The following is an 11,266-nucleotide window of genomic DNA, read 5'->3' as shown; positions in this document are numbered from 1 at the left end:
TTATTCGGGCACCATCGCCGCCAGAACATGCCCGTCGGGATCGCGGAAATGGAACCGCCGCCCGCCGGGGAAAGCGAAGATCGGCTCGACGATGGTGCCGCCCGCGGCCTCGACGGCAGCCAAGGTCACCTCCAGATCATCGACCTGAATGACCGGCAGCATGACCTTCAGCGTCGTATCGGCATCCAGCCCCAGATCGGTATCGCCGGTCGTCGTCGCCGCATAATCCGGTCCGTACTCGGTGAAGCTCCAGCCCATCACCTTTGCATAGAAGTCCGCCGCCGTTCCGGTCGACGCGACCGGCAGTTCGAGATAGTTCAGGCGCGCCATATCGTCCTCCCGTTGATGTTCTTGCTTCGTTCTATCGAAGCCGGTAGCATCGCGCAATGCGCAACCGTCCTGCCCGTGGAGCGACCAAGAATGCCGTAAGCGGTCGCTTCGCGCTGCCGGTGCCGGATGCGGACGGCGACTGGCTCGACTGGCGCGAGACGGTGGACGGCGCGGAGCCGGTGCTGCGCACGACGGTGACGATCGAACAGCCGCGCACGATCATCGCGCGCAACAGCTCGCCCGACATGCCCTTCGATCGGAGCATCAATCCGTATCGGGGCTGCGAGCATGGCTGCATCTATTGTTTCGCGCGGCCGACCCATGCCTATCACGACCTGTCGCCCGGGCTGGATTTCGAGACGAAGCTGTTCGCCAAGCCCGAGGCGGCGGCGTTGCTGCGGAGCGAACTGGCCAGGCCCGGCTATATCGCACGGCCGATCGCGATGGGGACGAATACCGATCCCTATCAGCCGATCGAGCGCGAATGGCGGATTACGCGCGACTGTATCGCGGTGCTGGCGGAGACGAATCATCCGCTGACGATCACGACCAAGTCGGACCGGGTGGTGCGCGATATCGATCTGCTGGCGCCGATGGCGGCGAAGGGACTGGTCAGCGTCACCCTGTCGGTGACGTCGCTCGACCCGGTCGTCGCACGGACGCTGGAGCCGCGCGCGCCGCATCCGCTCAAACGGCTTGAGGCGGTGGCGAAGCTGAGCGCGGCGGGGATCCCGGCCTATGTCTCGATCTCGCCCATCATTCCCGCGATCACCGATCACGAAATCGAGCATCTGCTCGAACGGGCGGCACAGGTCGGCGCGAAAGGTGCCTATTTCCTGCCGGTGCGGCTGCCGCACGAGGTCGCGCCGCTGTTCCGGGCGTGGCTGGACGCGCATTTTCCCGATCGGGCGGCGAAGGTGATGGCGATCGTCCGGTCGCTGCGCGACGGGCGCGACAACGATCCCGACTTCCATTCGCGGATGCGCGGGCAAGGGGTGTGGGGAGCGTTGCTGGCGACGCGCTTTGCCATCGCCTGTCGCCGGCACGGATTGACCGGCGGCCATGCGCCGCTGCGCTGCGATCTTTTCCGACCGCCGGCCGGCGCACAGGGCGAGTTGTTCATGTGAGCGACGGAACCGTTGTCGTATCGCAACGTATTCCGAACGAGACTGAACGGGGACTGCCTAACGATGACGACACGGATCTGGACCGCGGCCATGCTGTGTGCCGCGACGATCACCGCTCCCGCGACGGCCCAGACGCGATCGATTTCGCAGAGCGACCGGGCGCAGGGGGCGCAGGCCAATCCGCAGTTGCTGGCGCAATATGGCGGCAAATATTCGGGGCCGCAGTCGGCCTATGTCGAACGCGTCGGCAAGCGGGTGGCGGTGCAGTCGGGCCTGTCGAACGCCAGCGGCGATTTCACGGTGACGCTGCTCAATTCGCCGGTGGAGAACGCCTTCGCCATCCCCGGCGGCTATGTCTATATCACCCGGCAGTTGCTGGCGCTGATGAACAGCGAAGCGGAACTGGCGGCGGTGATGGGGCATGAGGTCGGGCATGTCGCCGCGCGCCACAGCAATTCGCGCAACACCCGCTCGACGCTGGGCACGCTCGGCGCGACATTGCTGGGCGCGGTGACGGGCAGCGATCTGGTCGGGCGGATCGCCGGCGTCGGGTCGCAGCTTTATACCCTGTCTTACAGCCGCAATCAGGAATATCAGGCCGACCAGTTCGGCGTCCGCTATGCAACGGCGGCGGGCTATGCGCCGTCGGGCATGGCCGATGCGCTGATCCAGCTGAACGAGGCGCAGGCACTGGCCGCGCAGACCAGTGGGCGGGGCGGGAATGCGGTGCCGACATGGATGAGCACCCACCCCAATGGCGCCGACCGCGTCCGCCGGGCGCGAGCACTGGCGCAGCAGACCGGTCGCGCACCGACCCAGCCGGCGCAGGACGTGACCTATCTGCGGATGCTCGATGGGCTGCGCTATGACGACGATCCCGCGCAGGGGGTGATCGACGGCACGACGTTCAAGCATCCCGCACTCCGTATCCGCTTCACCGCGCCCGCCGGCTATGCGTTGCAGAACGGGACCGATGCCGTGACCATCGCCGGTCAGGGCGGACAGGCCGAGTTCCGGATGGGCCCGGCGGGCGATCCGGCAAGCTTCGTCCAACAGCGTCTGGCTTCACTCGGCGCACGCAGCGCGGTCGAGCCGCAACTGACGCGGATCAACGGTACCGACGCCGCGATCGCGACGACGCGCGCGACGGCCAACAACCAGGCGGTCGATGTGACGATCGTCGCCTTTCGCTACCCCTCGGCCATCTATTATTTCCAGATCGTCACCCCGGCCGGGCGCGGCATCGGGCCGTTCGAATCGCTGCTCGACAGCTTCGGAACGCTCAGCCAGGCCGAGGCGAACGCGATCGTCGGCAAGCGCATCCGCATCGTCACGGTGAAGGCGAACGACACCGTCGATTCGCTCAGCCGGCAAATGGCCTATCCGGATTTCCAGCGCGATCGGTTCCTGACGCTGAACGGGCTGGAGGACGGCGCGCGGCTGGTGCCGGGGCAGTTGGTGAAGGTCGTGGTGCGAGGCTGACCCCTTCACCTCGCCCTTCGGCCATGCGAAGGGCGGGCGATGACCAGCCATGACGTCATCATTCTCGGCGCGGGCGGCGCGGGCCTGTTCTGCGCCGGGATCGCGGCGCAGCGCGGGCGGCGGGTGCTGGTCGTCGACCATGCGCCCGAGCCGGGCCGGAAGATCGTCATTTCAGGCGGCGGGCGGTGCAACTTCACCAATATCGGGGCAAGCTGGGATCGCTATGTCTCGGCCAATCCGCAATTCGCACGGTCGGCGCTTGGGCGGTACACCGCACAGGACTTTGTCGCGCTGGTGGATCGGTACGGCATCGCGTGGCACGAGAAAACGCTGGGGCAGTTGTTCTGCGACGGCTCGGCACGACAAATCGTGGCGATGCTGCTCGACGAAGCGGCGGGCGCGGACATCGCGCTGGGCCAGCCGATCCGCGACGTGAGCCATGCCGATGGCGTGTTCACCGTCGTCCAAGGGGACCGTAGCGCCACCGCGCCGTCGCTGGTCGTCGCGACCGGTGGGCCGTCGATCCCGAAGCTCGGCGCGACCGGTTTCGCCTATGATCTTGCCAAGCGCTTCGGTTTGAAGCTGATCGAGCCGCGGCCGGCGCTGGTGCCGTTGACGCTTCCGCCGGAGGATGCGCTGTTCCGCGAACTGTCGGGGGTCGCGACCGAGGTCGTGGCGGGAGCCGGCAAGGCGAAGTTTCGCGAGGCGGCCTTGTTCACCCATCGCGGGCTATCGGGACCGGCGATCCTGCAGGCATCCTCCTATTGGCGGCATCGCGAGGCGGTGACGATCGATTTCGTGCCCGACCAGCCATCCGGCTGGCTGCTCGCGACCAAGCGCGCGCGTCCCCGCGCAGGGCTGCGATCGGCACTGGGAGCCGCCCTGCCCGACCGGCTGGCGGAGGCGCTGGCGGCCAAGTTCGAAGTGACGGGTGAACTCGGCAATGCGCGCGACGCGGTGCTGAGCGAGATCGAGCGGCGACTGTCGGGCTGGCAATTCCATCCCAACGGCACCGAAGGCTTTGCCAAGGCGGAGGTGACCGTCGGGGGCGTCGCGACCGATGGACTGAACCAGAAGACGATGGCGGCGAAGCACCTGCCTTGCCTGTATGTGATCGGCGAGGCGGTCGACGTGACCGGCTGGCTCGGCGGCTATAATTTCCAATGGGCGTGGTCGAGCGGCTGGGCAGCGGGACAGGTGGTGTGACGCGCAAGGCATCGTTCCCGCCGGTCGTCGACATGTCGACACGGGTGTTGATCCTCGGCAGCCTGCCCGGCGACGCCTCGCTGGCGGCGGGGCGCTATTACGCGCATCCGCAGAACCAGTTCTGGCGGTTGCTGTCGCCGGTGATCGGGGTCGACCTGGCCGTCCTTCCTTATGAAGCGCGGCTGTCGGCGCTTCGGGTGGCGGGAATCGGGCTGTGGGATGTCGTGGCGAGCGCGACCCGCCCCGGCAGCAGCGACGCCGCGATCCGCGACGCGACCGCGAACGATGTGACCGCGCTGATTGCTACCCTGCCAGCGTTGCAGCTGGTGGCGTTCAATGGCGGTACGGCCTGGAAAGCGGGACGGACGATGGTGCAGGGGGTCGACACGCTGGCTCTGCCGTCGAGCAGCCCTTTGCATACGGTCGGCGTTACGGTGAAGCAGCCGGCCTGGGACGCGATCGGCGCATATATCGGCCGGTGATTTCGGCAGTTGCCTACAGTCGCCCGATTATACCTATGCAACGGTAACCCGTCGCAATTGCGGCAAGCCGAAGGTCGGCAGTTGCAATCGCCCCGCCCCCTGCCCCATAGCGTCGCCTATGTCCGACGAACGCGATGTTTCCGCCCTGTCCTTCGAAGATGCGCTCCGCGAACTCGAGGGAATCGTAAGCCGGTTGGAGACGGGTCAGGAAGACCTTCAGACCGCGATCGACCTTTATGCCCGGGGCGATCTGCTGCGCGCGCAATGCGCCGCGCGGCTCGATGCGGCGCAGGCGCGGATCGAGGCGATCCGGGTCGATGCCGAAGGGCGCGCCTCGACCCAGCCGTTCGACGCGCAATAATGGCGACGATCGCGCCGCCGGTGTCGCTGAACGCCGCCCTTCGCGAAATCTCGGCAGAGATGGATCGCCAGTTCGATGCGCTGCTGCCGGTCCCCGGCGATCCGCGCGCGAACCTGTACCGCGCGATGCGCCATGCCGCGATCGGCGGTGGCAAGCGGCTGCGGCCGTTGCTGGTCTTCGCAACCGCGCGGCTGTTCAATGTCGAGCGGACACGTGCCGCCCGCGCCGCGCTCGCGATCGAATGCATCCATGTCTACAGCCTCATCCACGACGACCTGCCGGCGATGGACGACGACGACATGCGGCGCGGCAAGCCGACCGTCCACAAGGCGTATAACGAAGCCACCGCGATCCTTGCCGGGGATTGCCTGCATGCGCTGGCGTTCGAAATCCTCGCGCATGAAGCGACGCATCCCGACAGTCACGTCCGTATCGAGCTGATCGCGGACCTGGCGCATGCATCGGGGCCGTCGGGCATGGCCGGTGGACAGGCGATGGACCTCGAAGCGGAGGAAACCAGCTTCGACCTCAACACCGTCACCCGGTTGCAGGCGATGAAGACCGGCGCGCTGATCGCCTGTTCGGTCGAAGCGGGCGCGATCCTCGGCCGGCTGCCCGCCGATCAGCGCACCTCGCTGCGGGGGTTCGCCCGCGATATCGGCCTAGCCTTCCAGATCGCCGACGACATCCTCGACGTCGAGGGCGACGAGGCGGCGGTCGGCAAGGCGCTGCGCAAGGATGGCGAGGCGGGCAAGGAGACGTTCCTGTCGCTGCTCGGCCTCGACCGCGCCCGCGAACAGGCACGATTGCTGGTCGAGCAGTCGATCGAGCATCTGCGCGACTTCGGTCACGAAGCCGACCTGCTGCGCGCCATCGCCCGCTATGTGCTGGAGCGCGATCGGTGAGGATCGGCGTCTATCCCGGCACTTTCGATCCGATCACGCGCGGGCATATGGACATCATCCGGCGCGGCGCGAAGCTGGTCGACCGGCTGGTCATCGGCGTGACGACCAACCCGTCGAAATCGCCGATGTTTTCGCTTGAGGAACGCCTCGCCATGGTCGAGCGCGAGGTGGCCGGGGTCGCGGGCGATATCCGGGTCGTCGCATTCGATGCGCTGCTGATGACCTTTGCCGAGCGGCAGGGGGCGAGTGTCATCGTGCGGGGCCTGCGCGCCGTCGCCGACTTCGAATATGAATACCAGATGGCGGGCATGAACCAGCAGCTGAACGACCGGATCGAGACGGTCTTCCTGATGGCCGACGTATCGCTGCAACCGATCGCGTCGCGGCTGGTCAAGGAGATCGCCATGTATGGCGGGTCGATCGCCAAGTTCGTGTCGCCGGCGGTGTGTGAAGAGGTCGTCGCCCGGGTCGAGCGGATCGGGCGCAAGGGCGACTAACGCCGTCGCCACCACCAGGTCAGTCCGCCCAGCAGCACGATCGCGATGCCGCCGCCCGCCAGCACCTGCCACGACGGCAGCCAGCGGCCGATGAGTTCGCTGAGGCCATGGCCGAACCAATAGCCGATCGAGACGAAGATCGTCGCCCATAGCAGCGCCGCCGACCCGTTGAGGACCGCGAAGCGCGTGAGCGGCAGGCCGGTAGTGCCGATCGCGACCGGGCTGACGGTGCGCAGACCGTAGAGGAAGCGGAAGGCGAAGACGAACAGCGTCGGATGCCGTTCGAACGTCGTCAATGCGCGGGCGAAGGCAGGCTTTTCCTGCCAGCGCACTACCCGCGGATGATGGCGGAAGCGGCGTCCGGCGGCGAAAAAGAGCTGGTCGGCGATGAACGATCCGATCGCGGCGGCGAGGATCGCGCCGACATAGGGCAGGACGCCGCGCTGGACCATGATCCCGCCGAGGATCACGACCGTCTCCCCCTCCATGCCCGCGCCAAGGACCAATGCGGCGAGGCCGTAGCGGGCGATCAGCGCTTCGATCGTCATGGGCAGGCTTTCGGCATGGCGGCACCGTAGCGGCAAGTCCCGGTGGGTAAAGCGAAACACGCCCCTTCCGCGCGACGGGTACGAGCGCTAGATGCCGGACATGCTCGCTCCGCCCCTTCCCTCGCGCGCCCGGCCGGGTGCAATCGCCCGCTGGCTGTGGTGGGTCGCCGCGCTGATCGTGGCGATGGTCGTGGTCGGCGGCATTACCCGGCTGACCGAATCCGGACTGTCAATCACCGAATGGAAGCCGTTGTCGGGGACGATCCCGCCGCTCAACGCCGCGCAGTGGGAGGCGGAGTTCGCCAATTACCGGCGCATTCCGGAATATCAGCTGCTAAATCAGGGCATGACGCTGGCGCAGTTCAAGGGCATCTTCTTCTGGGAATATGTCCACCGGCTGCTCGGGCGCGTGATCGGGCTGGCATTCGCCTTGCCGCTGGCATGGTTCTGGATTCGGGGCGTAATTCCGGCCGGATACAAGGGGCGGTTGCTGGCGCTGCTGGCGCTGGGCGGGCTGCAGGGCGCGATCGGCTGGTGGATGGTCGCATCGGGGTTGTCGGTGCGGACCGACGTGTCGCACATTCGACTGGCGGTCCATCTGCTCAACGCCCTGTTCATTCTGGCGGGAACGGTGTGGACTGCGCTCGACCTGCGCGAGCTGGCGGCGGATCGCTATGCGCGCCCGGCACGGATGACGGCGATCGGCGCGGTCGCGGGGCTGGTGCTGTTCGTCCAGCTGCTGTTCGGAGCATGGGTCGCCGGGCTGAACGCGGGGCTGGTAACGAACGAGTGGCCGCTGATGAACGGGCGGTTCTTTCCGGCGGAGGAATGGGCGGCGCGGGCTCCGCTCGATGCGATCGTCAACGACCCCTATGTCGTTCACTTCATTCACCGCTGGTGGGCATGGCTGACGGTCGCCGCGCTGATCGTGCTGGCACGGGCCGCCAAGCGCGCCGGCCATCCGAAGGTGGCGAAGGTTGTACATATCGCGTTCGGAATCCAGATCCTGCTGGGCATCGCGACGGTGATGAGCGGCGTGCGGATCGAGGTCGCGGCGCTGCACCAGTTCGTGGGGGCGATGCTGGTCGTGGCGACGACCTGGGCAGCGCATGCCACCGGCCGGCGGCGATAGGGTATTCAGATACCCGTCAGCAAAGCCGCACTTTGCTTGACTTTCGGACGCTCCTTGGGCAATTGCCCGGCGTTCGCACCGCTCCGGTTCGGAGTGGATGCGGTTAACTTCCGAAAGGTCCAACGCCCATGAAGGCGCTCATGAAGACCACCAAGTCGGCCAAGCCGCACGAGGTGGAAAAGAAGTGGCATATCGTCGATGCCGACGGCCTGGTGGTCGGTCGCGCGGCGACGATCATCGCCAATGTGCTGCGCGGCAAGCACAAGACGTCGTTCACCCCGCACGTCGATTGCGGTGACAATGTCGTCGTCATCAATGCCGACAAGATCCGCTTCACCTCGAACAAGGCGAAGACGAAGACCTATTACAAGCACACCGGCTATGCCGGCGGCATCAAGGCGGTCACCGCCGAGAAGGTCCTCGAAGGTCGTTTCCCCGAGCGCGTCCTCGAAAAGGCCGTCGAGCGGATGATCCCGCGCGGTCCGCTGGGCCGTGAGCAGATGCGCAACCTGCGTATCTTCAAGGGCACCGAGCATCCGCACGCAGCGCAGAACCCCGAGGTTCTCGACATCGCGGGCATGAACCGCAAGAACAAGGTGGGCGCATAATGTCCGACAACCGCCAGTCCCTTTCCGACCTCGCGAACCTGACCGGTCAGCAGGCTCCCGCCGCTGCCCCGCAGGCCGCTCCGGCCGCCGAAGTTGGCGCCGACGCCCCCGCCGCCGCTCCGGTCGAGCCGGCCCGTCCGACCATGCCGCTGCGCGCGCAGGAAATCGACGCCTATGGCCGCGCCTATGCGACCGGCCGTCGCAAGGACGCCGTCGCTCGTGTCTGGCTGAAGCCGGGTTCGGGCAAGATCACGATCAACGGTCGCGATCAGGAAGTTTATTTCGCGCGTCCGACGCTGCGTCTCGTCATCAACCAGCCGTTCGGCGTCGCCGATCGCAATGGTCAGTATGACGTGATCTGCACCGTCAAGGGCGGCGGCCTGTCGGGTCAGGCCGGCGCGGTCAAGCATGGCATCAGCCAGGCACTTACCCGCTACGAGCCGATCCTGCGTGCGCCGGTCAAGGCCGCCGGGTTCCTGACCCGCGACAGCCGCGCCGTCGAGCGCAAGAAGTACGGCAAGGCGAAGGCCCGTCGCAGCTTCCAGTTCTCGAAGCGCTGATCGGGACAAGGCCGCACGCTCGGGACGCCGAAAGGTTCCCGTTTGCGGCCAGTCGCGGTACGTTTGGGGCGGTCCGGTATCGGGCCGCCCTTTTCGTTTGTGCCGTAACCGTATAGCGAGTGCCCGTCCGCACGCTGGCGGAGCCGGAATCCAAGAGACGCCATGACCTCGCGTGCCAAAACATCGTTGCTGCCGCTTGCCGATTCGGACCTGTGGCCCGACGAACTGCGCCGCAGCCTGTCCGACAAGCTGTTCACCATCGCCTTCGGCGCGATCCAGTGGCCGTGGCTGCTGCGCAGCCTGTCGGGCGGCAAGCGCGCCGACAAGGCGCGGCTGATGGCCGAACTGGGCCTCGCCGCCGATGCGCTGCCCAATCTGGGAAGCTGGAAAGCGGATACCGGCTATCTGTCGCTGATCGTCGAGCAGATCGCCGCCAGCCGACCGCGCACCGTCGTCGAACTGGGCACCGGCGCATCGAGCCTGGTGACCGGCGCGGCGCTGGCGAAACATGGCGGCGGACAACTCATCAGTTTCGACCAGCATGCCGGCTTCGTCGACGCGACGCGTGAATGGCTGACCGAACATGGCATCGCCGCCGATCTGCGCGCCGCGCCGCTGGTCGAGGCGCCGGGCGACTGGCCGGGCGTGTGGTACGATATCGACGCGCTGCCCGATCAGGTCGACCTGTTGCTGATCGACGGGCCGCCATGGACGATTCATCCCTATGTCCGCGGCGCGGCCGAAACCTTGTTCGACCGGTTGCCGGTGGGCGGCGTGGTGATGTTAGACGACGGCGCGCGCCCGGGCGAGCGGGTGGTTGCGCAGCGTTGGCGGCGGCGCTGGCCGAACTTCCGGTTCGAACTGGTCAATCGCGGGACCAAGGGGACGTTGATCGGGCGGCGATTGGCGTAGCGGGTCAAGGTCTGGCTACCGGTTCACTCCGGACTTGTTCGAGACCTTGGCGAAAGTCGCGCGGTCACCTGAAAACCGCCTTACCCCGGCGAAGGCCGGGGTCCAGTTGGGAAGGGCTTTCCGTGCCTTACCGACGTCACCCAACTGGGCCCCGGCCTTCGCCGGGGTACGAGGAGGGACTTTTGCAACGTTCTTGCCTTCGCCGACATACAGCGAAGCGGAATTGGACAAAGGTCTCGGCTTGCTCTGCGGTGTTACTTCCTGCGCCGCGCAGAACAGGCAGCGGGCCCGGTTCAGATCCGGGGCGACGGGAATGGTGTCGGCCCCCTACCCACCCATCGTTACCGGCTCGTCCTGCGCGCCCATCTTGCGCGCGATCGTCTCGAACTCCCGCCCCTCGATGCGAATTTCGTTGAACGAGGGCGGGTCGCGGCGGGTGCGGGTCGACAGCGTGCCGGCGCCGACCATGCGCAGCCGGCCCTTGGCGGTGCGATAGGGCAGGTCGAACGGGTCGTGGACATGGCCCGACAGCACCGCATGGGCACCGGCGGCAACGACCGCGTCGAGTGCCGCCGCCCCGCCATCGGTTTCACCACTCGATTTGGTACCGACATCGACCAACGGATGATGCGCGGCGATGAAGATCAGGTCGCCCTTCGGCACGCGATCGATCAGTTTCAACGTTCGCGCCAACGCCTTCGGCCCGACATAGCCCTTCGACCAGTCCCAGCGGAACTGAAAACGGGCGGTGGTTTTAAGCGGCACGATCGCGACGCCGTCGATCTCCAGCGGGCGTTCGATCATGCGTTCGAGCCGCTTGTAGCGTTTGTACGGGCGGACGAAGCGGGCGAAAAGGTTGTAGAGCGGCAGGTCGTGGTTGCCGACTTCGACCGTGACCGGGCGGCCGAGGCTTTCGAGCCATTCGGCGGCAGCCTCGAACTCGGCAGTGCGGGCGCGCATCGTCAGGTCGCCGGTCATGATGATCGCATCGGGCTGTTCGCGCTTCACCGCTTCGCCGAACCATGCGATCGCCGCCTTGTCCTCCGCGCCGAAATGGACGTCGCTGACATGGAACAGACGGATCATCGGGCGCTCCCCTAACACTTCGAACGCAGC

14 protein-coding genes are annotated in these 11,266 nt (G+C 66.7%); 11 read left to right on the top strand and 3 right to left on the bottom strand.

The window, feature by feature from the left end; translation table 11 throughout:
• Positions 1–330, bottom strand: coding sequence for a VOC family protein (locus tag ACZ1JS_RS04345; RefSeq protein ID WP_465167874.1), 330 nt, complete (start codon positions 328–330; stop codon positions 1–3).
• A 56-nt stretch (positions 331–386) separates the two neighbouring features.
• Here ACZ1JS_RS04345 and ACZ1JS_RS04340 point away from each other — a divergent pair, with 56 nt between their 5' ends.
• From ACZ1JS_RS04340 to coaD, 7 genes are all read left to right on the top strand, one after another.
• A complete protein-coding gene (locus ACZ1JS_RS04340; RefSeq protein ID WP_465167873.1) occupies positions 387–1,457 on the top strand; it encodes a PA0069 family radical SAM protein in 1,071 nt (356 codons plus the stop codon).
• A 63-nt stretch (positions 1,458–1,520) separates the two neighbouring features.
• On the top strand, positions 1,521–2,939 hold the full coding sequence (locus ACZ1JS_RS04335; protein ID WP_465167872.1) for a M48 family metalloprotease: 1,419 nt from the start codon (positions 1,521–1,523) through the stop codon (positions 2,937–2,939).
• Between the two features lie 39 nt (positions 2,940–2,978).
• Positions 2,979–4,145: a BaiN/RdsA family NAD(P)/FAD-dependent oxidoreductase gene (locus ACZ1JS_RS04330; protein WP_465167871.1), complete on the top strand. Its 1,167-nt coding sequence runs from the start codon at positions 2,979–2,981 to the stop codon at positions 4,143–4,145.
• The gene (locus ACZ1JS_RS04325; protein ID WP_465167870.1) at positions 4,103–4,627 is read left to right on the top strand and encodes a DNA-deoxyinosine glycosylase; all 525 of its coding nucleotides are present in this window, start codon (positions 4,103–4,105) and stop codon (positions 4,625–4,627) included. The genes ACZ1JS_RS04330 and ACZ1JS_RS04325 overlap by 43 nt, the downstream gene beginning before the upstream one ends.
• Before the next feature lie 118 nt (positions 4,628–4,745).
• Positions 4,746–4,988, top strand: coding sequence for an exodeoxyribonuclease VII small subunit (locus ACZ1JS_RS04320; RefSeq protein WP_055999565.1), 243 nt, complete (start codon positions 4,746–4,748; stop codon positions 4,986–4,988).
• A complete protein-coding gene (locus tag ACZ1JS_RS04315) occupies positions 4,988–5,893 on the top strand; it encodes a polyprenyl synthetase family protein (RefSeq protein ID WP_465167869.1) in 906 nt (301 codons plus the stop codon). Before ACZ1JS_RS04320 ends, ACZ1JS_RS04315 begins: the two co-directional genes overlap by 1 nt.
• Complete coding sequence (gene coaD, locus ACZ1JS_RS04310) at positions 5,890–6,390, top strand: pantetheine-phosphate adenylyltransferase (protein ID WP_465167868.1); 501 nt, start codon at positions 5,890–5,892, stop codon at positions 6,388–6,390. The genes ACZ1JS_RS04315 and coaD overlap by 4 nt, the downstream gene beginning before the upstream one ends.
• Here the strand turns inward: coaD and ACZ1JS_RS04305 are convergent.
• Positions 6,387–6,938, bottom strand: a complete 552-nt coding sequence (locus tag ACZ1JS_RS04305) for a DedA family protein (RefSeq protein ID WP_465167867.1) — start codon at positions 6,936–6,938, stop codon at positions 6,387–6,389. The two genes, coaD and ACZ1JS_RS04305, sit on opposite strands and share 4 nt — an antisense overlap.
• 100 nt (positions 6,939–7,038) lie before the next feature.
• Between ACZ1JS_RS04305 and ACZ1JS_RS04300 the strand changes: the two genes are divergently transcribed.
• From ACZ1JS_RS04300 to ACZ1JS_RS04285, 4 genes are all read left to right on the top strand, one after another.
• Complete coding sequence (locus ACZ1JS_RS04300) at positions 7,039–8,070, top strand: COX15/CtaA family protein (RefSeq protein WP_465167866.1); 1,032 nt, start codon at positions 7,039–7,041, stop codon at positions 8,068–8,070.
• 128 nt (positions 8,071–8,198) lie between these two features.
• Positions 8,199–8,678: a 50S ribosomal protein L13 gene (gene rplM / locus ACZ1JS_RS04295; protein WP_465167865.1), complete on the top strand. Its 480-nt coding sequence runs from the start codon at positions 8,199–8,201 to the stop codon at positions 8,676–8,678.
• Positions 8,678–9,238, top strand: a complete 561-nt coding sequence (gene rpsI, locus ACZ1JS_RS04290) for a 30S ribosomal protein S9 (RefSeq protein WP_465167864.1) — start codon at positions 8,678–8,680, stop codon at positions 9,236–9,238. The genes rplM and rpsI overlap by 1 nt, the downstream gene beginning before the upstream one ends.
• 162 nt (positions 9,239–9,400) lie before the next feature.
• Positions 9,401–10,150: a class I SAM-dependent methyltransferase gene (locus tag ACZ1JS_RS04285; protein ID WP_465167863.1), complete on the top strand. Its 750-nt coding sequence runs from the start codon at positions 9,401–9,403 to the stop codon at positions 10,148–10,150.
• Positions 10,151–10,477: 327 nt separating this feature from the next.
• Here the strand turns inward: ACZ1JS_RS04285 and ACZ1JS_RS04280 are convergent, their stop codons facing one another.
• A complete protein-coding gene (locus tag ACZ1JS_RS04280; protein WP_465167862.1) occupies positions 10,478–11,236 on the bottom strand; it encodes a metallophosphoesterase family protein in 759 nt (252 codons plus the stop codon).
• Between the last annotated feature and the right edge of the window lie 30 nt (positions 11,237–11,266).

Source organism: Sphingomonas sp. BL-S-05, assembly GCF_055521695.1.
The sequence above is the reverse complement of the archived record's forward strand: the minus strand, read 5'-3'. Positions and strand labels throughout refer to the sequence as shown.